Annotated in this window: 22 protein-coding genes; 4 read left to right on the top strand and 18 right to left on the bottom strand. The window is 31.4% G+C overall.

Annotated features, from left to right (window positions below; all coding sequences use genetic code 11):
* Nucleotides 1-95: 95 nt before the first annotated feature.
* The 13 genes from CLV91_RS13515 to CLV91_RS13455 form a co-directional block, all read right to left on the bottom strand.
* Nucleotides 96-482: a nuclear transport factor 2 family protein gene (locus CLV91_RS13515; protein ID WP_121068755.1), complete on the bottom strand. Its 387-nt coding sequence runs from the start codon at nucleotides 480-482 to the stop codon at nucleotides 96-98.
* A gap of 22 nt (nucleotides 483-504) precedes the next feature.
* On the bottom strand, nucleotides 505-1,593 hold the full coding sequence (locus CLV91_RS13510) for an alkene reductase (protein WP_121068754.1): 1,089 nt from the start codon (nucleotides 1,591-1,593) through the stop codon (nucleotides 505-507).
* A 22-nt stretch (nucleotides 1,594-1,615) separates the two neighbouring features.
* A complete protein-coding gene (locus CLV91_RS13505; protein WP_121068753.1) occupies nucleotides 1,616-1,993 on the bottom strand; it encodes a DoxX family protein in 378 nt (125 codons plus the stop codon).
* A gap of 12 nt (nucleotides 1,994-2,005) precedes the next feature.
* Nucleotides 2,006-2,662, bottom strand: coding sequence for a peroxiredoxin family protein (locus tag CLV91_RS13500; RefSeq protein WP_121068752.1), 657 nt, complete (start codon nucleotides 2,660-2,662; stop codon nucleotides 2,006-2,008).
* A 90-nt stretch (nucleotides 2,663-2,752) separates the two neighbouring features.
* Entirely contained in the window at nucleotides 2,753-3,634 is an 882-nt protein-coding gene (locus CLV91_RS13495) for a helix-turn-helix domain-containing protein (RefSeq protein ID WP_170146761.1), read from the bottom strand.
* A gap of 141 nt (nucleotides 3,635-3,775) precedes the next feature.
* Nucleotides 3,776-4,699 carry a PNPOx family protein gene (locus tag CLV91_RS13490; RefSeq protein WP_121068750.1) on the bottom strand — a complete coding sequence of 308 codons (924 nt, stop codon included), beginning with the start codon at nucleotides 4,697-4,699 and terminating at the stop codon, nucleotides 3,776-3,778.
* Between the two features lie 80 nt (nucleotides 4,700-4,779).
* On the bottom strand, nucleotides 4,780-5,145 hold the full coding sequence (locus tag CLV91_RS13485) for a DsrE family protein (protein ID WP_121068749.1): 366 nt from the start codon (nucleotides 5,143-5,145) through the stop codon (nucleotides 4,780-4,782).
* 90 nt (nucleotides 5,146-5,235) lie between these two features.
* Nucleotides 5,236-5,820 (bottom strand): TetR/AcrR family transcriptional regulator, encoded by a 585-nt coding sequence (locus CLV91_RS13480; protein WP_121068748.1) that lies wholly within the window; start codon nucleotides 5,818-5,820, stop codon nucleotides 5,236-5,238.
* Between the two features lie 253 nt (nucleotides 5,821-6,073).
* Nucleotides 6,074-7,387 (bottom strand): NAD(P)-binding protein, encoded by a 1,314-nt coding sequence (locus CLV91_RS13475; RefSeq protein WP_121068747.1) that lies wholly within the window; start codon nucleotides 7,385-7,387, stop codon nucleotides 6,074-6,076.
* A 53-nt stretch (nucleotides 7,388-7,440) separates the two neighbouring features.
* A complete protein-coding gene (styC, locus tag CLV91_RS13470) occupies nucleotides 7,441-7,926 on the bottom strand; it encodes a styrene-oxide isomerase StyC (RefSeq protein ID WP_121068746.1) in 486 nt (161 codons plus the stop codon).
* Nucleotides 7,927-7,975: 49 nt separating this feature from the next.
* Nucleotides 7,976-8,671 (bottom strand): OmpW/AlkL family protein, encoded by a 696-nt coding sequence (locus CLV91_RS13465; RefSeq protein WP_121068745.1) that lies wholly within the window; start codon nucleotides 8,669-8,671, stop codon nucleotides 7,976-7,978.
* A gap of 53 nt (nucleotides 8,672-8,724) precedes the next feature.
* Entirely contained in the window at nucleotides 8,725-10,155 is a 1,431-nt protein-coding gene (locus CLV91_RS13460) for an aldehyde dehydrogenase family protein (protein ID WP_121068744.1), read from the bottom strand.
* Between the two features lie 27 nt (nucleotides 10,156-10,182).
* Nucleotides 10,183-11,733 carry a long-chain-fatty-acid--CoA ligase gene (locus CLV91_RS13455; RefSeq protein WP_121068743.1) on the bottom strand — a complete coding sequence of 517 codons (1,551 nt, stop codon included), beginning with the start codon at nucleotides 11,731-11,733 and terminating at the stop codon, nucleotides 10,183-10,185.
* A gap of 181 nt (nucleotides 11,734-11,914) precedes the next feature.
* On the opposite strand from CLV91_RS13455, the gene CLV91_RS13450 reads away from it, so the two are divergent.
* Complete coding sequence (locus tag CLV91_RS13450) at nucleotides 11,915-12,805, top strand: helix-turn-helix domain-containing protein (protein ID WP_170146760.1); 891 nt, start codon at nucleotides 11,915-11,917, stop codon at nucleotides 12,803-12,805.
* A 1,019-nt stretch (nucleotides 12,806-13,824) separates the two neighbouring features.
* Here CLV91_RS13450 and CLV91_RS17005 read toward each other — a convergent pair.
* Nucleotides 13,825-13,905 (bottom strand): hypothetical protein, encoded by an 81-nt coding sequence (locus CLV91_RS17005; protein WP_394340498.1) that lies wholly within the window; start codon nucleotides 13,903-13,905, stop codon nucleotides 13,825-13,827.
* A 410-nt stretch (nucleotides 13,906-14,315) separates the two neighbouring features.
* Between CLV91_RS17005 and CLV91_RS16900 the strand changes: the two genes are divergently transcribed.
* Together CLV91_RS16900 and CLV91_RS17100 are read left to right on the top strand one after the other, a co-directional pair.
* The gene (locus tag CLV91_RS16900; protein WP_170146759.1) at nucleotides 14,316-14,492 is read left to right on the top strand and encodes a hypothetical protein; all 177 of its coding nucleotides are present in this window, start codon (nucleotides 14,316-14,318) and stop codon (nucleotides 14,490-14,492) included.
* A complete protein-coding gene (locus CLV91_RS17100; RefSeq protein WP_170146758.1) occupies nucleotides 14,489-14,722 on the top strand; it encodes a helix-turn-helix domain-containing protein in 234 nt (77 codons plus the stop codon). The genes CLV91_RS16900 and CLV91_RS17100 overlap by 4 nt, the downstream gene beginning before the upstream one ends.
* Before the next feature lie 412 nt (nucleotides 14,723-15,134).
* Here the strand turns inward: CLV91_RS17100 and CLV91_RS13430 are convergent, their stop codons facing one another.
* The 4 genes from CLV91_RS13430 to CLV91_RS13415 all read right to left on the bottom strand — a co-directional run bounded on the left by CLV91_RS13430 (nucleotide 15,135) and on the right by CLV91_RS13415 (nucleotide 23,541).
* Nucleotides 15,135-16,667, bottom strand: coding sequence for an alpha-L-fucosidase (locus CLV91_RS13430; RefSeq protein ID WP_121068739.1), 1,533 nt, complete (start codon nucleotides 16,665-16,667; stop codon nucleotides 15,135-15,137).
* Between the two features lie 177 nt (nucleotides 16,668-16,844).
* Nucleotides 16,845-18,539: a RagB/SusD family nutrient uptake outer membrane protein gene (locus CLV91_RS13425; RefSeq protein WP_121068738.1), complete on the bottom strand. Its 1,695-nt coding sequence runs from the start codon at nucleotides 18,537-18,539 to the stop codon at nucleotides 16,845-16,847.
* Between the two features lie 35 nt (nucleotides 18,540-18,574).
* Nucleotides 18,575-22,000: a SusC/RagA family TonB-linked outer membrane protein gene (locus CLV91_RS13420; protein ID WP_121068737.1), complete on the bottom strand. Its 3,426-nt coding sequence runs from the start codon at nucleotides 21,998-22,000 to the stop codon at nucleotides 18,575-18,577.
* Nucleotides 22,001-22,224: 224 nt separating this feature from the next.
* Entirely contained in the window at nucleotides 22,225-23,541 is a 1,317-nt protein-coding gene (locus CLV91_RS13415; protein WP_147406425.1) for a FecR family protein, read from the bottom strand.
* Here CLV91_RS13415 and CLV91_RS13410 point away from each other — a divergent pair.
* Nucleotides 23,505-24,104, top strand: coding sequence for an RNA polymerase sigma factor (locus tag CLV91_RS13410; protein ID WP_121068735.1), 600 nt, complete (start codon nucleotides 23,505-23,507; stop codon nucleotides 24,102-24,104). The two genes, CLV91_RS13415 and CLV91_RS13410, sit on opposite strands and share 37 nt — an antisense overlap.
* Nucleotides 24,105-24,386: the final 282 nt, after the last annotated feature.

Genomic DNA, 24,386 nt, shown 5'->3' with positions numbered 1-24,386 from the left:
TTAATAAAAATAATCCAGCATCATAATTTGATGCTGGATTATTTTGTTAATTAGCCATATTTTAATAAAATAGGATACGATTTGTCTAAGTTGTTTTATTCCAAATCTGGGCGTAAAAAAATAACTTCTCTAATTACTTGCCAACGATTATCTTCAAATAACAAGTCTATGCTTAAAGTTAGAATTTGGTTTACACCACTTAAATTGTTTTTTCTTGATAATAGTACATGTGCATTAGTACCATCAACATCAATTTTATGATATTTAGCCCACGTGTTCATTGGGGGATCTCCTGCCTCTTTTTTACTTTTAAAAATATTCTTAAAAGTCTCTTTGTCGGCTATATTAACATTGTCATCAATATCTATCATAACTACTTTAAGTTTGTCATGATAGATATTGTCTAATTTGCTAATATCATAAGTGGTTGCTGTTTGTATCAGATCGTCTATTACTTGTTCTATTTTTTCTTCTATACTCATAACTTTAATTATTAATGATATTTTAGTTTTTCAAGAATGGATAATCGGTATAACCTTTATAATTACCCCCATAAAAGGTATTCATATCTAGTTCATTTAAAGGGGCATCTTGCTTAAAACGTTCAGGCAAATCTGGATTAGCAATAAATGGTCGTCCAAAAGAAATTGCTGAGGCTGTACCTTGGTCAATACGTTTTGCAGCAGTTTCTGGATTAAAACCACCATTTGCAATGTAAGTTCCTTTATACAAACTACGCAACGTTTTATTTATATTTTTATTTTCTTCTGAAAGTTCTGTAAATGGCATAACCTCATTAACTTCTAAAAATGCCAAATTATACGTATTTAAATGATTGTATACATAGGTAAAAGTTTCTAATACATTCCCTTTTCCCATATCATTATAAGGACTTATAGGTGATAACTTAATTCCTACGCGATCATTACCCCATATAGCCACAGAATCATCCAAAATTCCTTTTAAAAAACGAAAGCGATTTTCTAAACTTCCACCATACTGATCTTCTCTTTTATTAGAATGATCTTGTAAAAAAGAATCAATTAAAAACCCACCAGCTGCATGAATTTCTACACCATCAAACCCTGCTTCTAATGCATATTTACTGGCAGTTGCAAAATTACTTCTAATTTCGGTAATTTCACTTAAAGATAAAGCATGTGGCATTGTTGGAACTTGCATTCCATCATAGGTCATTACTTCTTGCGTACTAGCAATAGCGGAAGGAGCAACTACTTGTCTTCCTTCTGGTAATACAGATGGGTGAGAAGCACGTCCTGCATGCCAAAGTTGTAAAAATATAAGCCCTCCTTCTTTATGTACTGCATCGGTCACTTTTTTCCATGATTTAGCTTGAGTTTCATTATAAATACCAGGACAATCAATACCACCTGCACCATCATTAATTTGGGTAGATTCTGCTACAATTAATCCAGCACTAGCACGCTGTTTATAATATTCAATGGTTATATCTGGATTTATACCGCCCTCTTGGGCTCTGTAACGGCTCATTGGAGCCATGAAAATTTTATTTTTTGCAATGTATTTTCCAATTTTTACAGGTTCGAAAATAGATTTTATTTCTGATAACATATTTGGTTAATAATTTTTTAAGTTATGATTTAATTTGTGTATAGTTTCCGTATACTTTTCTATCGTATACCCACGAAACAGTAATGAACACTAAGCTAATTATTGCAGGAACATGCTCTCCATCTTTAACTATTATATGAGCAGCTAACGCTAATATAGCATCAAAGAGAAAACCAGCATAGGCTAATTCTTTTAAAAACAATGATTTTTTAGAAATTATAGTTATAACTCCTAATATTTTAAGTGCCGCCAATGGGTAAATAATCCATATTGGGAACCCAAGACTTATAAAAAATTCATGTGCATGTTCATAGTTAAAAATATACATCATAGCACCTGAAAGAAAGAAGAAACTAAGAAGGCCCGTTGATATCCAATAGATGATTTTGTTTGTTTTCATAATTTTTTTAATTTATAAGTTACTTTTATTATTTTTTATAAAATTTAATACTTCCTTAGGTTCTATTCTTGTCATATAATCTGCTTCAAAATGTACAAAAATGACTTTTCTATTTTTATCTATTATGTATACTGCTGGTACAGGAAGTTCATAATTTTCATTACCGTGAATTTGAGTAAAATCCATTCCAAAACCAACATAGTCTTTTTTAGCTTTTTCATTTAATTGAAATACAATTCCAATTGCTTTCATAAACTCGGCATCTTTATCTGTTAAAACAGGGAATGAAAGAGTGTTTTTATCTTTGGTTTGTGAAGCTAGTGTTGGAACTTCGGCACTTATTCCTATAATATCAGCACCTGCATTTTTAAAGTCATCTTTAAGTCGCTCATATTCTCTAAGTTCCATATTACAATATGGACACCAACCTCCACGATAAAAATTAAGAACTAAATACTCTGAGTTAAAAACATCTTCTAATTTTACAGTATTACCATTAATATTGATAAGTGAAAAACCGGTAATTGTGTCTCCTATTTGTAGTGCTTTTTCTTTTAAACGATTAGTATTTATTTCCTCAATAGCTTCTTTAAAGGTTTGTATAATTGATTCAGGCATACGCATCATTACCGTATCTTTAACCTGCTTTAATTGTTCTGTAAGTGTCATATTTTGGGACTAATATGTTTATTATGACACAAAGTTAGAGGTAAAGAGCACCAATTGAATTGTCTATCTAAAAATTAAAATAGTCAATATCTAACCCAAGCTAGAAAAACCATTTATTTTTTGAAATTGATTAGGGGTTATACCAGTAAATTTTTTAAAAAAGCGAATAAAGTTTGAAGGTTCTTTAAAGCCCATTTTAAAAGCTATTTCTTGAGAAGTATGTATATTTTCCGAAATGTTTCTTTTAATTTCTAAAAGTAACCAATTGTCTATAAATGATTTTGCTGTTTGTTTGCTTATTTCTTTACAAATATCATTTAAATACTTATAAGAAACAGTCATTTTTTTTGCATAATCATTAGCGTTGTGACTATCTTGATAGTTTTTAGTAATCAATTGTTTAAATGTTATAAAATCTTTAAAGCGTTTACTTTCAAAAATCTCATGTTGGTAAACTGAATGACGTTTTATTTGAAAAAGTAACGCCATTAATATAGTTTTTATGAGTTCTGATTTTAAATTGATGTTTGTATCTAAATTAATATTTTTTAATAAATTTATTAAAGGGGTTAATACATGAAGGTTTTCTGCTCCAATTAAAATGGCTGGATTGTGGAAGAGCTGTAGAAAATGAAATAATTCTTTTTCGCTTATTTTTTGTGTAATAAAATGTTCTTCAAAAGAAATAACAAAACCTTCTACTTGTAATGGTTTTTCAAATGAATGAACTTGTTCTTTAGTGAGAGGAATAACAAGACCTGGAAATAGTTGTTGTTCCTTAAAGTCAATAATGTGTTTACCGTTTCCCTTAGTAATTATTATTAAGGCATTAAACTTTATTCTATGTGGATTTGATAAGTCATAGGCACTTTTTTTACACCGATCATAGAGTTCTTTAATTGTTAGAATTTCAAAAGGGATTTCTTGATTTACAAATCGTGAAAATATAATATTTTCTATTTCTCTTGGCATATTATTAAACTTTAGCATTAAGAAAAAAGAAAAGGAACAGCTTGGTTTTTATAAATTGTTTTTCTTTTGTTATTGCATAGTAAGTTAAGTTCTTTTTTTTTAAAGAATTTTACCCAATAGATATTTTTTATTTGAGACTGTTTAAACATGATTTGGGTTAAAAGGAGAATTATCTATTAATTCCCAATCTACTTTATGGTGTTTATTAGTCTGTATCCAAGCTTCTGTTTTAAACAACCAATAGCGTCCTGTTTCTGTAGTATTTACTTTGTCTTTGTCTGAAAATTGGTCAAATAGAAAAGAAGTTGTACCTGTTAGCTGTAGAATACTTCCTTTTTCAAAATCAATAAATAGAAGTCCAGCTTTAGGAGTTTCTAATAAATTACCAAGTGTGTTATACATACTGTTTCCATGATAATCAGGAATTTTTAAATCACCATTTTCTAAAATTTCAATAAAACCTGGATTTCCACCTCGGTGTGATGCATCTAAAAATCCTGATTTAGATTGGCTGCCAACAAAAAATGTATCTGATTGGGCTATCCATAATTTTTGCATTGAATTTAATGTAGCGCCATTTATTGAAGATATTAGTTCTTTTTCGGTATTAACAAAAGAAGGTATTCTGCGTTGAATATATTTAGGGCAGTTTGGGTAAGCTTCTTGAATGATAAAGTCTAAATGCGTATTATGGTGTTGTATGCGGCCATTAATTCGATATCTTCTTCGTGTACCTAGTTCAATAACGATCATTCCTACTTGATCATTACTTTTAATTTCTTTTATGATGTTGTCGGAATCAATACTGTTCATTTTATCTAAAAAAAACTTAATTAATCCTTCCTTTTTAGCATCAATCCAACCAGATTTTCCTATTAATATAGATGTCCAAATATTTTCATTACTATCTTTACTACTTAAAATAACAAAAGGCTGATTTTCTATAAAAGGAATTGCTCCTGGAATAATTTTATCTTTAATAACACGGCTAGCTCTACCAGCTATATCTGTTCCTCCAAATCTTTTTTGTAATTCTATTTCTCCTTGATGATATGCTGTATCCATGATTATTAATTTATTTTATATATAAAAAAGGCTTTCTTCTCATAATTTTTATTAAAAGAAAGCCTTTTGTTATTGGGATATTAAAACGTAAGTACGTTATAGCCTTCTTTTTGTAACTCTACAAAGCTAGACAATCCAGGGGTATTAGGTAAAGGATTATTAGCAATTAAATCTAAACCAGATGGATTAGCTCCCCAAACTTTAGCACAAGCAGATGATACTCCTTCAATATTTTCTTCTAGAATCTTATATAATTTATGTGCCATATGGTCTTCTTTTTGAAGAAGTTCTGGCCACCTAGTACCCGTACCTTGAAAAATAATTTTTACGTCATCTCCAGCTTCTTTATAGTCATAGGCTGCTGCTAAACCGTTTAAAAGACGTCCTACTGATTCTTCTGCACCTCCTTTTGGATCCGATAAAATAATAATTGCTGTTTTACTCATTTTAAATAATTTTTAATTTATATTTATTTTCTGTCTAAAAATGATAAAATTAGTATTGTAATAATCATTACAATATTTTATAAAAAAATATCAATTTAATATTTGTAAATTTAATTCCAATAACTTCGCCATTTCTTTATTAGTAAGGTTCATCCTTTGTGTTACATTAATTCCATTCCATAAATTAATTAAGTAAGCAGCTAGTAATTTAGGAGAATTTTGTGCACTTAACATTTCTAGACTTTGCGCTTTTTCTAAGGCTTTCTCAAATCCTTTTTGCAATTTAATTAATTGTTTTGTCGCAATTAATTTTGAATTCTCATCTAAATTACTAGATTCTACAATGGCATTTCCTAAATAACATCCGTTTTCTTTTTTATCATTTGTACGTAAAGTGATAGCATAGAAAAAATCTTTAATAAATTGAACAGGGTTTTCTGCTGCTGCTATTCTTTCATAAAACAATTTAATTGATTGTTCTAAAAATAGATTTAATGTTTTTTGATAGAGTTCATTTTTACCACCTGGGAATGTTCTGTAAAAACTTCCTTGACCAATATCCATAGCTTTCATTAAATCTTGTGCAGAAGAAGCTGTATAGCCTTTTTTCCAGAACACTTCTGTTGCCTTATTAATTAATATTTTTTCTGGATAATGTTTTGGTCTACCAACCATTTAATATTCAACTTTTGAACAAAAATACATTATTGTAACGATTATTACAATAATAATTCTATTTTATTTTAAATGGACTGTATTGTATTCGATATTTTGTAACGAGATTATGTAATAACAGTATTTGCAATCGTCTTTTTTAGCTATAGAAATGTTTAAAAATAAAGCATCCTGCACTTGTGGTACAGGACATTTATTAAAGTTTAACACTTTTTAAGACACTCTTATATAATATGATTGTTATAATTTTAAATTAAGATATTTTTGCTAATCTACTAACAGCTTTTTTTGTTGGGCCAGATAAAAGGGCTGCTTTTATGGCGTAACCAAAATATTGAAGCATAGGCTCATGGCTCATAAAATTTAATCTAGAACGGAACATCCATAAAGGAAAATGGCGATGAAAAACCAGTAAATTATTTATGGTTGTAGACATAGATTTTGGCCAATCTTCCTTAAATTCAGGATGGGGTACAGGTTCAATATTGTTTCTTGTTGTATCGCTTATGTTTGTTAGTTCTAAACGAGCTATTACTGCAGCACTAAAAACTTGCTGACAAAATAATACGGCTTGTAACGTTATTAATTTTTCAGAAAATATTGGTCTTTTTTCACGCTTAGAAAGTCCGTTAGCTGTACAGTCTACAAAGAGTGTGTTTTCTGGATAGGCAACAGTCCCTTTTTGAAGTTGTATTTCTTTATTTGTAATACTTTCTATTCTTCCTTTACGAATTATTTTTTTTATAGAGCGTAACAGAATTAATTCTTCAGGGCTTACAGTTGCACAACGCCACTTAACAGGGGCAATACTATTATCTATTCTAAAAATGCCCCCTTCTTTTTCCATTTCTAAAAATACATCATCTACTTTATTGGCGTTTTTTATTAGTTCTGCATGTTTTAGTAATTCTTTTGAAATTTTCCCAACTTGTATATGGCTACGATTAAACAACCAAGCATCGTTTGGAGCTATCCAGTTAATATTTTCTGCGTTAACTCCTTTTTTTAATAAATAGAGAATAGCATCCATTCCTGTTTTTCCACTTCCTATTACGTAGAAACTTCCCCATTTGTTATATTCAACATCAAGGTTATTTAATGGCTTTAAAGGAACGCCATTATCTACTTTATATTTAGGAGGGTGTGTAGAGGGTACCTCAACATTCATATACGTAGCATCGACTACTTTTTTATTGACTTGAAAAGTAATTATGTTTTCTGGATTATTGAGGTCTACTACTTGGTTGTTTCCTAAATAATTATGTTTTGGAAAAAATTTTACTCTACCACTAGATTCAAATTTTTGTATTATTTCTTTATAATAATCTAATATTTCTGGCTTTGAAGAAAGATGCGTAGTATTGGTACCTAATTCTTCCGAATTTACTCCATAGAAAGCTGCTGGTTGATGCAATCCAACAAAAGGGTATGCGTTATTCCAATGTCCGCCAGGCTTAGCACGGCGATCAATAAGAGTTATTGTAATGTTTGAATTGCGTGTGAATATTTCGTCTGCAAAAGCAATTCCCATAGCACCAGCACCTATGATTAAATAATCAGTCTTCATATTGTATGTAAAATTAAAAGCTATTCTTAATATTTAGAAATAAATTAGTTACGTTATTGATTTTTTTTAGCCATATTAAAAGCTTGTTTCATTAGTATCCATATAGCAACTAGAAGAACAAAAGCAAATATAAAAGCAGGTAATAACCCAAGAATACCTGCTATACTTGTTTCTCCAAGTTGATTGTTACCAAAAGTTAATGCACGATGTGCACCGGCTGCTAGTCCGCCCCAATAAAATAGGGTATTAGCATAACCAGTACCAATTAACATCCAGTATAGTTGATATGATGGTTTTTCTGGTAATTTCATGGCAAACATTACCAAAGCAACAAGTATTACTAGCATACCATTCATGATGCCTCCTGCGTGTGCTCTTGCCCATGCAGCACTATCTCCAGGAATGTCAAACTGTAATACATTTGTGGGGTAAATTTCAAACCCGCCAATTAAATCCATAATAAGTCCAAAACCCGCCAATAATCCAAAGATGAGAACAATGGAACCATGACCTATCATTTTAAGTTGTTTTTTGTTCATAATAGTATGATTTTACTTTATAATTCTTTTGTGTTAATTAAAAGGTAACTTATAGTTTATATACTAGCCCTAATTGTATTGCTAATGGATTTACCGTAACAGAGGCTTCCACTGGAGCTCCACCAAGATCAGGTATTGAAGGATCTACTGATCCTGTAAGGTCTGTTTTTATAAAATTCATTGTAGCAGAAGCATTAAAACCCCATTTTTTAGAAAACATAAAATCAAAACCACCTCTAATTATAGGTCCAAACATATTATCTGCTTTTAAATTTATAATATTTGCATCTTCTTCTTTAGAAATTATAGTATAATTAATACCTGCACCAATAAATGGCTTAAAGTTTTTTAGTGTAAAGTGATAATTAGCACTTAATATTATTGGAACAAAACTTACTTTACCAGCAGTAAGCCCATCTAAAGGTCCTTCACCAGTTGCTGTTGTTTTTGGAGGAATTGCTACTAAACTAGAAATAGAGAATTTTTTAGAAAAATTATAACCAAATTGAACAGATGGAGATGTATCATTAGATAATTTAAGAGATGCGCCTGGTATTGGGGCTCCAGCTGCACTCACCTCAGAATCTTCTAAGAAGTTTACTAAGAGTATCCCAGGTTGTATGTACCAGCCTTTATCTTTATCAGAATTATCTTGAGCTAAAAATACTTTTGGTACAAGTAGTAATGCTAAGGTCACTACTATTAATTGAAATTTATGTTTTAACTTATAATTAAATATTTTCATAATTTTTATGGTTATTAGGTTAGTACTATGTATTAATAGATTAGTTTTATATTTTAAAAATATTTAATTGTTAGGTTTATTAAATTTTGTTTAAAATCATTGTAGGGGGGTAGTAGTAGTTCTAGAGCATTAGGAATGTGCTGCTTTAATATGCCTCTTGGGTTAGAAAAAGATTGAAACCCGTGCCAACCGTGTCCTTTGCCAATGCCACTATTATTTGATCCCCCAAAAGGTAAATTGGTATTAAAAAAATGTACAGCGGAATGATTTATACAGCCACCACCTGCACGAGTATTATTTAGTATGTATTTAATGTTTTTGCTGCTTTTACTATAAATATATAAGGATAAAGGTTTTTCTTTTTCATTGATTTTATTAATGACTTCATTTAAATTAGAAAAAGCATATACAGGCATTATGGGGCCAAATATTTCATTAGTCATTAGGTCAGCATCTGAAGGGACTTCTGATATTACTGTTGGAGAAATATAATTTTGAGCATCGTCAAATTCTCCACCAATATTTACTTTTGCTCCTTTTTGAATAGCATCTTCAACATAACCTTTTATACGATTAAAATGACGCTCGTTTACAATACGTGAATAAGATGTTTCATTAGATATATCTTCAGTATAGAATTTTTTAATATATTTTTCTACAGTTTTAAGAAATAGCTCTTTCTTACTTTCATGAACAAATACATAATCGGGAGCTATACAAACTTGTCCATTGTTAAGGTATTTACCCCAGGCAATTCTTCTTGCAGCCATGTCAATATTAGCAGTTTCATCAACAATGGTAGGAGATTTACCTCCTAATTCAAGGGTTACCGAAGTAAGATGTTTGGCAGCCGCCGCCATAACTACTTTTCCAATATTTGGAGCGCCAGTAAAAAAGATATGATTAAAAGGTTGTGCTAGTAATGTTTTGGATGCTTCAATACTTCCTTCTATTAGTGCTACTTCATTTTCATTAAAAACTTCAGAAATAATTTTTTTCATTAAAGCAGAAGAATTTGGCGTATGTTCAGAAGGTTTAATAATTACGGTATTTCCGGCAGCAATGGCACCTACTAATGGTCCAAAAGTTAAATTAAAAGGGAAATTCCACGGAGAAATAATGAGTACTACTCCTTTGGGTTCATATTTTATATATGAACTTGACCCTAGTAGTGCTATTGGGGTCGTTACTTTACGCTTGCCCATCCATCTACTCAGATTTCTTTTTGCGTGTTTAATTTCGCTGGTAATAGGAAAGACTTCTGTTAAATCAACTTCACTAGGATGTTTTTTATAGTCTTTAAACATTACGTCCTTAATTTCAGGGCGATACTTTAAGATAGCTTTGTGTAACAATTTTAATTTGGCCTTACGTTGTGATACAGTAGTATTGCCAACAGCAAATTGGTTTTCTTTTTGAAGCTTAAATATTCTTTCCAATTCTTCTGATGTGACTTCTGGAACAGTTTTTATAGTTTCATTCATAATTAAAAGGTGCTAATACAGTTCTAATCAATTTGATTTTTTAAGCTCTTTTTTTAATATTTTACCAGTTGCACTCATAGGTAAACTATCCATAAATTCAATAATACGTGGATATTTATAGGATGCAATATTTTCTTTAGTCCATGCTTTAAGTTCATCTTCTGATATAGATTTACCTTCTTTTAATACTACGCATGCCTTAATTTCTTCTCCAAATTTTTCATGTGTATTACCTATAACTGCAACCATGGAGACATATTCATGTTTCATCATTATTTCTTCTACTTCTCTAGGGTAAACATTTAATCCTCCACGAATAATCATATCCTTTGTGCGATCCACAATAAAGAAAAAGCCATCTTCATCTTTTATAGCCACATCACCAGAATATAACCATCCATTCTTTAAAGTTTTGGCAGTATCTTCAGGTTTTTTATAATATCCTTTCATTACATTATGGCCACGATATATTAATTCCCCTTTTTCACCTATAGGTACTTCATTACCATTTTCATCAACAACTTTTACTTCAACCCCCCATACAGGTGTGCCTATACTTCCGGGTTTTCTTCCGATATCTATATGGTTAAAAGTAACAACAGGTGAACCCTCAGACATGCCATATCCTTCTAAGATTTTAATATTGTATTTGGATTCAAAGTCTTCAAGAATCTTTACAGGTAAAGATGCTCCACCAGAAATACAAGTTTTTAAATTGGTTGTAATTGTATCAAGATTAAATTCATCATTTTGATAGTTTAATAGTCCCCAATACATGGTTGGTACCCCTGCAAATATTGATATACGATGCTGTTGCATTAGATTCAAAACTTCTTTAGCATCAAAACGAGGTAATAACACACTAGTGGCGCCTTTATATATACCTGCGTTCATAAGAACAGTCATAGCAAAAATATGAAATAACGGAAGTACTATAAGTTGGTTGTCTTCATTTTGTGTGCTTGCAATTCCTGTGGAGAGTATGGCATTTTGTAGAAGATTAGAATGTGTAAGTTCTGCGCCTTTTGGTTTGCCTGTTGTGCCCGAAGTGTAAATGATTATTGCCGTATCTTCTGCACTGGTTGCTGTAGTGCTATATTTGGAAGATTGATTATTCATCAGCATTCCAAGTGTTTTTATTTTATCAATGGGAGATTTATCATTTAGTTTTTCGGTAATCACAAAAAAATGTTCACAAGTAGGTGTATTTTTAAAACCAGCATAGCCTTCTTCGACCATGGGGAGTTCGGTAGTTCCTGTAAAACAGAAATATGCTTTGGCATTAGAGTCTTTAAGGTAGTAGGTGACTTCATCTTTTTTTAAAAGGACACTTAAGGGGACAATAGTTGCGCCAGCTTTTAGAATTCCATAATAGACCATGGGGAAATAAGGGATGTTTAAGCAACTTAGGGCTATTTTATCCCCCTTTTTTATTCCTAATGATTTAATGCCGTTTGCAATTTGGTTTGCTATACTGTTTAGTTGTAGAAAATTAAGATGCGTGTCTTTGTAAATAAATGCATCTTTATTAGGATATCTTCTAGTGCTATCTTCTAAAATAATCGAAAGGTTTAACAAAATGGTAATTATATTTTATAGTTAGTAAAATGAATATTATGGCAATAATTATTGAATCATTAATTTAATTATGGTAAAGTATGTTAAAAATGAGAATTTAATATATAAGTATAGTCTCAAATTATAAAATGATAATATCAAAATAGTTTATTGTATATTAACAGGACTAAAGAATATGGTTATGATTAATTTTTCTAAGCTTTCATCTCAGGAATTTGTTTCTACAGTAGAATCTGCAGAGTTATTGGTTAGTTACAATGTAACTAATGAAAGTAAAGACTATCAATTTGATAATATTGTATTTGGACATGTTGTGAATGGGGTAAAAAACATTTCTGTTTCTAATCACGGTATTTTTGATTTACATCCTAATATGGTAGTCATGGGCGCGGCAGAAATGAGTGCACATGTAGAATTGCCAGAAACTAGTTCTATTAAGCCAGCTACTTGCTTTACTCTTGAAATATCAAAGGAAAAGGTTGGTAAAATATTAGATAAAATTAATGAAGATTTTAGCATGCCCGAATTGATGGAAGAAGAACAAAATCTTTCTCCTGTTGATTTGTATTATGGTTCTGGAGGGCAGTACGTATTGGAAACTTTAAAACAAATTCAACGCCTAATGATTGGGAATGTTAGGTTTAAAGACTATTGGATTGATATTAAGATAGAAGAATTAATACTATGCAGTTTACAGAGTAATATGTATAGAGTACTTATAGATAGTTATAAGAATAATAAGTTACTAGACCACCCAATGGCTTATGCTATTAAACATATAAAAGAAAATTTAAGCTCCAAAGTAGATATTAATACATTAGCAGATAAGGCTTGTATGAGTAAAGCTACCTTTTTTAGACAATTTAAACATCATTTAGGTACAACTCCTATTAAGTTTATTCATGAACAGCGAATGAAAAAGGCAAAAGGCTTATTAAAAAACACCAATAAATCTATAAGTGTCATAGGTTATGATTTAGGATATTCTAGTCCTTCTTATTTTACTTTGCAGTTTGAACGTGTATTTAATATTTCTCCATTAAATTATAGAAAAAAAACATTTAATCTATAGAATTCCTCGTGGCTCTGCCTCAGGGTCTAGCTGAAAATTTTGAAAAACGGAGAGTTTTCATTATACTTTGAAAATTGTAAATAATGATTTTGTTTTATTGTCAATGTGTTTGTAAGGAATGCTTTAGTAATGCTTGACTTTGTTTATATATATGACTTTTCTTATGAACAGTTCCCTTTTACATATTGTTTAAGGGTATACTTTTTTACTGGATGTGGTTTAAGAGTTCGATTTTCTATATCTTCAACCAATGAGTGTCTAGAATGATCACGTCCTCTAAAATACATATTATTTTACCCATTAAGTAGTGTTAAAATAGCTTTGTTGAGTGCTGATTTGCTGTGGAAGGTTTGATTTCTTAATGATGAAAAAACGCGTGTATAAATAATATAGACTGCATTCTCTACGATAGCTTTGTCTCTTGGTTTATAAGCTTTAGTTGGTAGTACTGCTGTTTCGTAATACTCTGAAAAGTCAGTAAAGGTTTCATTGATAAGGGGTTAAAAAACGGCTACTTTTTTTATTACTATTCTAAGGTTATCTGTAACAAGAGCGCTTGGAACGCCTCCATAATATCATAATGAATTTTCTGAACAACTGATAAAATCCGCTTTCTTTTGACTCTCACAGGCTTCAATGTAAGTGAATTGACTATTATCCAATACTAATACAAAAACTTCTAACTTTTGTATTCCTCCTGTATGTTCATCTACAATGCTTAGCTTTTTTTCTGTAAAATCAATAAATAGGTTATCACCAGCTTTATGTGTAAAATTTAACACTGGAGAGGCTTATTTATTCCATCCTCTGTACCAATATCTAAACTGTTAAAGATTAAAACCTTCTGGGTGGTTCAAAATAGATTCTTCCCATAAGAATTACTTAGTAACTCCTGTTTTACAAAGTTCCTTATCAAAATAAGGAAAGTACTTTTCTAAGGTGAGTAGTTGCTCGCTTTTAGTCTTTTTGTTCAATTTGAAGAGTTTGTCAAGTTCTTCCAAGGTCATTGCAGACACCTCTTAAGCGATCAACTGGTTACGTTGGAAAAAGTTGATGTATTTGGAAATCGTCTTACGCGATATTCCTAATCTGGAACTTATCTGTAGTTTGCTTATGCCCTTGCTGTACAGCCTGAAAATCTATTTTACTTTTCGCATAAATATCTGTTTATTGGCCATCTTCTTTTTAACATAAAAAGACCTTTGACTTTTTGCAAATAGAATCGACTTTTTTAGTGGTTAACTTTCGCCCGGCGAGGGAGGTATACAATAATCGATTTTTGAACCAGAAATGGACTTAATTGAGTTTTGCTACGCATTGAAGACAAATATTAGATCTGTCATATACCTGTTGTTTTACTTACTGCTTTGAATTCCATGGAACATAGAAGCAAAGGAGTCGAATCTGGAGCAGTTGCTTATATATACCAAAGCCATATAGAATGAAATTTCTTTTGTTAAGAATTGATAAATTTATTGAGTAGAGGGAGCTTATTAGAAAGAAGCTTCAAATGGAAGAAGAATTTACGCCAGAAACAAAAGTTTTAAATTCATTTGATGATGAATTTTTAAAATGCATAATGAATTTAATAGAGGGTAATATGGCCAATGAATCTTATTGTTTGGATGAGATAGCAGTCGATATAGAAACAAGTTATTTATCATATTTAGAAAGATTAAAAAGTTGAAGGGACATTTGCTTAATGATTTTATAAGATTGATTAAGCTAAAAAAGGTAGTTCAGCTTCTAGAACAAAATAGATATATCATTGCACACATTTGTTATATGATAGGGTTTAGTAATCCTAATTATTTTGGGAAATGTTTCCGTAAGTTCTATAGGAATACACCAAATAATTATAAAAAAAATTTTGTAAGTCGTTGTTTATGTTGCTATTTTATGGGATCTTACTCTTAAACCTTGTCAATAATATATAGAAAATTTTATTGCATACTCTATTATTATTTATACTTTTAAACAATTTCTCATTATTAAAATGGTAATTATTACAGATTGCCGATGGAACCATTTTAAGCCCTAATTTCCATCTTTTATACACAACTGTCATTTTTGATGGTCTTTATTTGGATTTGTTCTAATAATACTAAAAGGATAAACCCTTTCAAATATTTATTTGAAAGGGTTTATCCTTTTAGTCCGTAGATTTAGTTAAATTCTTTTAGAATCTATATTCCAAGCCTTTAAAACAGCGTTTGATTAAATACTTTTTACTAAATAAACTGTTAGAACAGCTTTACTAGGCCACAAAACAAATCCGGAACTATTATTCTTTTAACTTAATCTAAAAAAAAAATAGATTTTATCTCATTTAGTATTTTGATATAGATTCTGGAACTGGATTTAGTTCCGGAATAATCTTTAAGCAAACAGCATATTCTGACGGTAATTTTTGTGGTAATTTAACAACCAATTTTTCTTTTTCCTGAATAAATTCTATTTCGCCTTTAACACCAAGCATTTGAACCGATTTTATCTTATGATACAATGTACTTGAAAAAGCATTGATGTTTATATCTGTCTTAGTGGTACCACAAACAAATGCGTAGATAGTATCTCCTTTGGTGGTAAAACGGTAATCATCAGAACTAAGTTCTTTCATGCCAAAATGCTTTTCTGCTTTGGCTTTGCTACCAGGGCCTTCACCAAAAAAGGCATAGGGCCTTGATCCGTATATTCCTTCACCATTCACATCAAGCCATTTACCTACCTTTTTTAAAAGTGTTATTGCTTCAGAATCAAGTGTTCCATCAGCTCTTGGTGGAACATTTAATAAAAGATTTCCGTTCTTACTCACAATATCAATCAATTGGTGAACTACATACTTGGGAGTCTTGTATTCTATGTCAGTAGTCCAAAACCAATCTGCAATTGAAGTATCTGTTTGCCAAGGCAATGCATTTATAGATGATAATTGGTGTACTTCAACATCTTCAACAGCAATTCCATTTCGGATTTGATCACCAAGAAAAGGCCATTTTGTTGCAGTGTTTTTAACATTCATAACAGCTTCAAGCTTACCATTATTATCTTTAATGTTCTGGTTGTAATAATACGCCATAAGCTTTCTTCCTGTTTCTCCAAACGGGATACCACCATCAAAATAAAAAAGATCAGGTTTATGCTGATCGAGCAAATCTTTTTCCCGTAAAAAATAGTCTTCAATAACTTCTTGAGGAGGATTGACTGAAAACATTGGATTTGTATCATGATAGCCTTTATACTTTTTGAAATATAATCCTGAATATTTTGGATTGTTTCCGTCGTAAGGAATACCAGCATAAGGACCTTCCTTATCTGCGTCTTTGTTTACGCCGAACCAATTCCAGCTCCGCTCTAAATGTGAAGTAACACCCCATCGAAGTCCTGATTTACGAACAGCAGCTTCCCATTTACCAATAATATTTTGATGAGGACCATGATTAACACTGTTCCATTCATGATATTTTGAATCCCAAAGATCAAAATTGTCGTGATGCATGGCCATTGCAACAACATATTTAGCTCCAGCCTCTTTAAATAAATCTACCATATATTCAGGATCAAACTTCTTTCCCTTCCACATTTCAACAATATCCTTATATCCAACTTCCGAAGGGTGTCCATAATGCTCTAAATGGAATTTATATTGACGGGACCCTTCTATGTACATATTTCGTGCATACCAGTCGCCAGCTCCTGTAACAGCATAAGGGTTCCAACACGTCCATATACCAAACTTAGCATCCTGAAACCATTCTGGACATTGATATTGTTCCAATGATTTCCATGAGCTATCAAATTTTAATTCTTGCGAGTTTACCTGTAGAGCAAACAATAATATTATTACAAATATTTTTTTCATTTATTTAATCTTTTAGTATCCATTTTTCATTTACGTTAAAAATAATTCTATAATAAGTATATAAAACCATCTATAAGCTCTTTTAAAAAAAGCAATATATTATTTTATAAAAGGCATCGTATTGTTAATAACACAATACGATGCTAATTTTTAATCTAAATTAGATTTCTTAATGCTTTAATATCCGGTATTTTGCACCAGATTTGGATTTGCCAAAATTTCTTTTTGCGGAATTGGGAAAGCATAAAAATAGTCTTCAAATGTCGGAATTGCTGGATAATTGTTTCGCATTTTTGGAGTACCGTCCCAAAAATCTTCCATTAATCCTTTCAATGTTCCGTATCTTTTAGTGTCAAAATAAACATGTGTTCCAGCTTCCATAATTAACTCTCTTACTCTCTCGTCTAAGATATCTTCTAATATTAAAGAAGCATTAAGCTGAGTCATACTGACACGATCACGTACTATATTTATATTCTCAGCTGCGGCTTCTTTATCATTAAGTTGAAATTTAGCTTCGGCAAGCATTAATAATACGTCTGAATACCTTAAATAGTGTTGGTTTTTTGGACTGTCACTGCCCGGATCATAGTCACTACCAACTTCATATTTAATCGCACTGTAATTTGTTCTTCTCCAATAGGCATCACCAAAGGGTATATAATATCCTGGTTTGGATGCTCTGGTTTCAAACTTGTCATGTATATATTTTGATCCAATATACATAACCGTATAATCCAGTCTTGGATCTCTATTATCAAATGGTCTATCTAGATTAAAACTAGGGTCATCTGAACTGAAATTGTAAATATCTAAATATGTATAATTTTCTTTGCCAAGTAATTCAGTATTTCCAAGATAATCTGTAACCAAATAATTAGTGTCAGTATTTACATATTCACTTTGTACATCGTAACCATCAAGTGTTTGAAATTTATCAACTAACAATGAAGTTGGTTGGTTCTTGAAAAATCCTCTTACGGAGATACCTCCAGATGCAATAGGACCAATCCATTTGTTATAATCACTTCCAAGCCCAACGCCTGATTGAAATTGTATTTCAAAAATTGATTCAACAGAATTGTCATACTCAGGCCAAAAGTTGTCATTAAAATTGGGCAATAATTCATAATCGTTAGAGTTGACTACTTTTTGGAGTTCAGTAGCTGCTTCACTCCATTTTCCTTGAAATAAATACGTTTTTCCAAGCATGGTTTGGGCTGCTCCTTTAGAAGCTTTTCCTAAAAAGGCAGTACCTCTATATTCTGTAACAGAAGGAAGTAGCATTTCTGCGTTTTTAAGATCTTCCTCTATTTGAGCATATACAACGTCTACAGAGGATTTTGGAGTAAAAGAATCATTAAATTCCTGTGGATCTAATATAAGAGGCACACCTCCCAATTCAACACCATTATAAGATTTATTTCCATATAAATTAATTAAATAAAAATAGGAAAATCCTCTTAAAAATAGGGCTTCGCCCTTAATTCTATGTTTAAAGTTTTCTGGTAAATCAAGTTCTGGGTTGTCAATATTAGCCAGGATTAAATTTGCCCTAGATATTATTTTATAATATGTTTCCCAAAAAACCTCAACGGATGGCCATAACGCATCAGCATTTAAATTTCCAAAATCCCAATAATCACTAACAGTATCGTTACCACCGACAATGTAAGGAGTAATTGCATCTAACATCATAACTTCGTGTTGTAGATTTCGTAATGGCGCATACATTGAATTTGCTGTCATTTCAAAATCCTCTTTGGTTTTATAAAATGTTAATTCACTTAAGGAGTCTAGAGGTTCTTTTTCAAGAAAATCTTCACAACTTATTGAAAGAAAAACCAATAGGATTATATATATATATTTCATTTTATATGATATTTTTATTGTTAATTATTTTTAACTCAGAAAGAAAAATTTACACCAAATGTATAAGTGCGGCTTTGTGGGTATAAAGCCCCTCCATTTGAGGAGAGATCATTCGTTTCAGGATCAAATCCACGGTATTTAGTAAACGTATGTAAATTGGTCGCATTTAAATAAATACGTAGACTATTTATATTTAATTTATCTGAAAGATTGTCTGGAAAAGTATATCCAAACTGCATGTTTTTAATTCTTAAATAACTGGCATCTTCTAGCCACAGATCAGCTGCTATATTACTTTTGCTTGTGCCAACGGCTGGATATTTACCAGCCTGGGTTACGGCTGAAAAATCATCATTAAGAATTGTTCTTTCATCCCACAGATTTTTGAGAATATTCTCGAACCCTCTTCCGCTTAAATCATTTGCAAACGTACTGCTCATATATGTCTGTTTATCTGCTTCTCCTTGGAAGAATATATTAAAGTCAAACCCTTTCCAGCTAAGATTGGTATGAAAACCATAGTAGAATTTAGGATTTGAATTTCCTAATATTGTCATATCAGCGGTAGTTATTTGACCATCTGGAACTCCTTTTATAATATTTCCATTTTGGTCTGTACTGTTAATATCTGCTACTCGAATGTCACCAGGTTGGACATTACTACGAGATGGATTATTGTTTATTTCTTCATTTGATTGCCAGATTCCAAGAGTTTTAAAACCAAAATAAGAGTTTATAGACTCTCCCTCTTCTGTTCTATAAAAATCAGAAGTTATGGCAGGTTGCCCTCCCATGTCGGTCACCTTGTTATTATTTTGTGAGATGTTAAAACCTGCACCATAAGTTAATCCAGAGGCCGTTACATCATCAAAGTTAATAGCCAATTCCCACCCCTTGTTTTCAACAGCTCCAAGGTTAACAAACGGGTATTCATTTTCCTCTGAAAATCCAGTCGACAGAGGGACCGGTAAACGCAATAACATATCACTAGTTTTACGTTTGTAAAGATCAAATACAATGTCTAGTTTACTATTAAATAACCCCATGTCAACACCAATATTTGATGTTGATGTTTTTTCCCATTTTATATTCTTATTAGAAAACCCTGTTAAATAAGCTATTGGAACAACAGATTGCGAACTCCCCATAACCGTATTATCATTTGCACTTATAGTAGATACCCATTGGAAAGGGCTAATCTGAGAATTACCTAAAGTTCCATATCCTCCACGTAATTTAAGTTTACTAATTGAGGGGTTTTCTTTTAAGAAATTTTCTTCAGAAATATTCCAACCTGCAGAAAAAGAAGGGAACCAACCCCAACGGTTTTCCTTTGCAAAAATGTATGAACCATCTCTTCTAACATTAGCCTGAAATAAATATTTGTGATCATAGTTATAGTTTACACGGGCAAATTGAGATGAAATTGATGTTTCGGCTGCTGTACCACCTATTGTCCAATTTTCCTGAGCAACATTAAGAATTCGTAATTCATCATTGGGAAAATTTTCTCCTAATGCATTAAATTCCTTAGTATCGCTTTCCGCCATTTCAATACCAACCAAGGCTTCTATAGAATGTAGCCCTATTTTTTTTGAATAATTTAAAACACTATTGAGTTGAACTCTATAATAGGTATTATCAAAGTTTGATAATACTGCTCTAGGGATTTGATAATTAGGAGATAGTTGTTCAGTATCATCTACGTGATAAAATTGTAATTTCCTTATGTAATTCTGACGCCAACCATCAGAAATCAGTCCGCTAAACGTGGATTTCCATTTAAAATCCTTCAAGAAGCTTAATTCTGCAAATAAATCTATTTGAGTCCTGTTTGTAATATCTCTATTGTCAAAAGCATTTGCAGCACCTGCAGGAGTAAAGTCGTTAAGATTTAAAGTGTGTGCTGTTCCTGCTGGTTCTCCATCAGAATTATATATTGGCATTACTGGAGGAATACGAGACGCTCCAAGAAGTAGGTTGTTATAATCTGTTGTTGTATTATTTTGAGATCTTACAAAAGAAAAGTTTGCACCAACTTTAAACGAATCAGATATTTTTGAATCAAGATTTAATCGCGTATTAATTCTGGAGAAACTATTATCTCCATCCGTTTGCCCTAAGATTCCTTCCTGTTCAAAATAACCTAAGAATAAAGAGAACGTTGATTTTTCACTTCCTCCCGATATAGATAAGTCGTAAGTCCTAACTGGGGAAGTATTAAAAGAATAGTCCAACCAATCTGTATTTGCAAGATTTTCAGGAGCTAAGTCTCCGACCCATATACGATCAGTTCCATTACGTGCAGCAGAAGCATTCTGAAAATCAACCCAGTCATATTTATCTAAATATTCAACATTATTATTAGTAATTTGCTGAACACCATTTTCGACCTTTAAATTAACAGTGATTTTTCCAGCCTTACCTCGTTTTGTTTTTATTAAAATAACCCCGTTTGCAGCTCTGTTTCCATATATAGCTGCAGCTGAAGCATCTTTAAGAACCGTAAGGGATTCTATTTCGTTGGCGTTAATAAGGTTCATATTACCTGGTATTCCGTCCACTAATACCAATGGCGAATTGTTTGAGTTAATAGAACCAACTCCTCTAATTTTTATTGATGAAGATGCTCCAGGAGCTCCTGAAGATTGAGTAATTTGAACTCCTGACATACGTCCTTGTATGGCCTGACCAATATTACTAGAAGTAATTTTGGTAATATCATCACTACTAACAGTTGCTACAGAACCCGTTAAATCAGCTTTTTTCATTGTGCCATAACCGACTATTACAACCTCATCTAACGCTGACGAATCTTCCTTGAGCGTTATATTCAATTTAGATTGCCCATTTACAGTAACTTCCTTAGTAGCAAACCCAATATAGGAAACTACTAAAACACCTTTGTCATTGGACATGTTAATAGTAAAATTCCCATCAAAATCGGTCGTAACACCATTCGTTGTTTCTTTTTCCAAAATATTAGCTCCCGGCAAGGGTTGCCCGTTTTCATCTGTTACGGTGCCAGAAATAGTAAACTGTTGAATTTCTTTATTGGATTCTGGGTAATTAATATTTGAATAATGTACTTGCATTTCTTTTACCACAATAGTACTCCCATCCTTAAATTCATAAGTAAAGTTTATCGGGGTTAGGCATTTGTTTAATAGTTTACCTACCTTGATAGTTCCTTTTTTTAAGTTTATGTCAGGTGCGGCCTTAATTAAATCATGTCGGTAAATGAATTTGTAATCTGTTTGTTTATTAATTAATTGAAATACCTGTTTTACTGAAATGGTCTTGTTGGTATTAATGACAATTTTAGTATTTTGGGCTATTCCTTTTTCGGATCCGACCGCAAAAGCAATTGAGCAGCATAAAAAGATAAAGGTTCTCATAATTAGTTTTAATAGGAAGTTTCCATTATTGGAAAATAACCTTCTTCTAAATTTAATTTTCATAAATTTGTAATGGTTTAGTTAAACATTTAGTTTTAATTGATCTACTTGGAAAAAGGTTACTGCTGTGGAATGTACTAACCTTTTCCTTTTTTTATTTAAAATCTAACAATGAAGCTAGATTTTCTTGTGTTGAGCTCGTTTTATAACAGCCATTTTTGGTATTAAATTTTTAGCTTTTATAACTTCATGATTTTGTTCATACATTATTCTATTGTAAGTAAATATTATTTTACAATTATTATCTTATCATTAATTTCAAATTCTATTTGTCCTGTGCTGGTTTCCTCAATTAATTTGAGAATATTGTCAATAGATTTCGTCCTTTCTACTTTTCCCGAAAAAAGAAACTTTTTCTTCTCTTCAGATTTAAAAAAGACACTTACATCATACCATCTAGATAGTACTGTCATGATTTCCCCCAAGGATTCTTCATTAAAAGAAAATAGTCCATGTACCCAAGCAATTTCCACAGATGCATCTACCTCTTCAATATCGATTTTATCCGTATCTGAACTTGTTTTGGATTGTTGGTTAGGTTTTAAAACCTTGCTATTGCCTCCCTTTTGAACTCTTACTTTTCCTTCTACCAAAGTTGTAGCCATCTCAGTATCTTCTTTATACGTTCTAAGATTGAATTGAGTACCTAATACACTAATTTCTTGAGATTTGGAAAGCACACTAAATTTGGTTCCATAATTCTTAATACTTGGAGATACTTCAAAAAAAGCTTCACCATACACCAATTCTACCTGTCGTGTTTTCCCTTTTTGGAACCTTACAGGGTATTTTAATTTAGATTCCGAGTTCAACCAAACCTTGGTGCTATCCGATAATTGTACAAAGAATTGTCCTCCTTTTGGTATTGTCAGGTAATTGTACTTCAACCCTTGCTCAGAATTGCCTTTATTTTTGCCTGGAACATATATAAGTTCCTTTCCATCGCTCATCACTTTTCCTTCTTGGTATTCTTTTCCTTTTTCCAAGACAACTTCATTACCATTATCGAGTGTAAGAATAGCTTTATCTGAGCCTGCCTTAATTTCAATAGATGCCTCATTAGTAATTTCCAATTCAGACTTAGCATCACGCATCATAAAAAACGTGACTCCAAAAATCAAGGCAATAGAAGCAGCTATAGCTATATATCTATAAACAACTGTAAATTTTCGTTTTTGCTCCTTATTCTTTAATTTAAGTCTTATCGTCTCTTTTGCCTTATCAACATCGTATTCTGCCATACTAGAGGTACTTATAAATTCTGTTTTAACAAAAAGATTAAAAGTGTCAATGTTTTCTTCTTTTCTTAGGTACGCATCGAGAATATTCAGCTCCTGAATATTTGCTTCCCTATTTAGAAATTTTACGATTATTCTTTCTATTTCTAACTCTTTCATTTTGCGAATTATATATTTATTACGGATAAAAATAGATAACCCCTCTATTTTTAGCTGTTTTTTTTTTATTTTTGACAAATATCTACCACAATTACTTATTAATATACAACATGGAATCTCCTTTTGGAAATAACACTTTGCTTGCACAACAGTTGAAATTAGGAAACTCAAAAGCGTATGATTTTTTAATGGATTCCCTCTATAAAAAACTATGTGCTTATGCGTATACGTTGACCAAGAATCATGATAATGCTGAAGATATTGTGCAAAATGTATTTGTTGAGATATGGGTTAACCGAAAAAACATAAATCCTAGCTTTTCAATAACAAGTTACTTTTATAAGTCTGTTTACAATGGATTTATAGACCAATACAGAAAAAACCAACCGGTCATATATTTAGAGAAAAAATATTTAAAGGCTGTAAATTTGGTTGTTCAAAATGAACAGGATAATTTGGAGGAATTGATGGCATTAGTGAACTTAGAAATTGAAAAACTTCCTTCAAAATGTAAACAGATATTTTTATTGAGCAAAAAAGAAGGCCTTTCTCATACAGAAATATCCGAATATCTTAACATATCTTTAAAAACAGTGGAGGGACACATAACTAGAGCATTTAAAATATTAGGAAAAAAACTAGGAAGAAAAATACTTCCCATTATTTTTCTTCTTTTTGATTGCAAAAAGCATGTCAACAAAATGACTTAAAAAATAAACGGCCTTTAGCATATTTTGTAAACCTGTGCAAAAAAACAAAATGAGGTCTAATTGTATCGTTTTGAAAACATAGTTAAGAAAGAACTTTGCGAAGTTAAAACGAAAAATCATTGAGAGGAAATGAATGAAGTTGAGAGAGCTAAAAGAAAATAGTTTTCTGTATGACTTTATGTTGTAAAATAGAATTTGATAAGTGGGTACGTTAAAGGCACATAGTTTACACTTTTTAAAGACTAATTTTCTGAGTAAAATCAGAAATTATGCCTTGGAAAG

The organism is Maribacter vaceletii, from assembly GCF_003634105.1.
GTDB lineage: Bacteria > Bacteroidota > Bacteroidia > Flavobacteriales > Flavobacteriaceae > Maribacter_B > Maribacter_B vaceletii.
This window is presented reverse-complemented; position numbering and strand designations above follow the sequence as displayed.

Bases quoted from the DNA above. Each gene is read 5' to 3' on its own strand.
- CLV91_RS13515 (WP_121068755.1), bottom strand. From the start codon at position 482: ATGAGTATAGAAGAAAAAATAGAACAAGTAATAGACGATCTGATACAA.
- CLV91_RS13510 (WP_121068754.1), bottom strand. From the start codon at position 1,593: ATGTTATCAGAAATAAAATCTATTTTCGAACCTGTAAAAATTGGAAAA.
- CLV91_RS13505 (WP_121068753.1), bottom strand. From the start codon at position 1,993: ATGAAAACAAACAAAATCATCTATTGGATATCAACGGGCCTTCTTAGT.
- CLV91_RS13500 (WP_121068752.1), bottom strand. From the start codon at position 2,662: ATGACACTTACAGAACAATTAAAGCAGGTTAAAGATACGGTAATGATG.
- CLV91_RS13495 (WP_170146761.1), bottom strand. From the start codon at position 3,634: ATGCCAAGAGAAATAGAAAATATTATATTTTCACGATTTGTAAATCAA.
- CLV91_RS13490 (WP_121068750.1), bottom strand. From the start codon at position 4,699: ATGGATACAGCATATCATCAAGGAGAAATAGAATTACAAAAAAGATTT.
- CLV91_RS13485 (WP_121068749.1), bottom strand. From the start codon at position 5,145: ATGAGTAAAACAGCAATTATTATTTTATCGGATCCAAAAGGAGGTGCA.
- CLV91_RS13480 (WP_121068748.1), bottom strand. From the start codon at position 5,820: ATGGTTGGTAGACCAAAACATTATCCAGAAAAAATATTAATTAATAAG.
- CLV91_RS13475 (WP_121068747.1), bottom strand. From the start codon at position 7,387: ATGAAGACTGATTATTTAATCATAGGTGCTGGTGCTATGGGAATTGCT.
- styC (WP_121068746.1), bottom strand. From the start codon at position 7,926: ATGAACAAAAAACAACTTAAAATGATAGGTCATGGTTCCATTGTTCTC.
- CLV91_RS13465 (WP_121068745.1), bottom strand. From the start codon at position 8,671: ATGAAAATATTTAATTATAAGTTAAAACATAAATTTCAATTAATAGTA.
- CLV91_RS13460 (WP_121068744.1), bottom strand. From the start codon at position 10,155: ATGAATGAAACTATAAAAACTGTTCCAGAAGTCACATCAGAAGAATTG.
- CLV91_RS13450 (WP_170146760.1), top strand. From the start codon at position 11,915: ATGATTAATTTTTCTAAGCTTTCATCTCAGGAATTTGTTTCTACAGTA.
- CLV91_RS16900 (WP_170146759.1), top strand. From the start codon at position 14,316: ATGGAAGAAGAATTTACGCCAGAAACAAAAGTTTTAAATTCATTTGAT.
- CLV91_RS13430 (WP_121068739.1), bottom strand. From the start codon at position 16,667: ATGAAAAAAATATTTGTAATAATATTATTGTTTGCTCTACAGGTAAAC.
- CLV91_RS13425 (WP_121068738.1), bottom strand. From the start codon at position 18,539: ATGAAATATATATATATAATCCTATTGGTTTTTCTTTCAATAAGTTGT.
- CLV91_RS13420 (WP_121068737.1), bottom strand. From the start codon at position 22,000: ATGAAAATTAAATTTAGAAGAAGGTTATTTTCCAATAATGGAAACTTC.
- CLV91_RS13410 (WP_121068735.1), top strand. From the start codon at position 23,505: ATGGAATCTCCTTTTGGAAATAACACTTTGCTTGCACAACAGTTGAAA.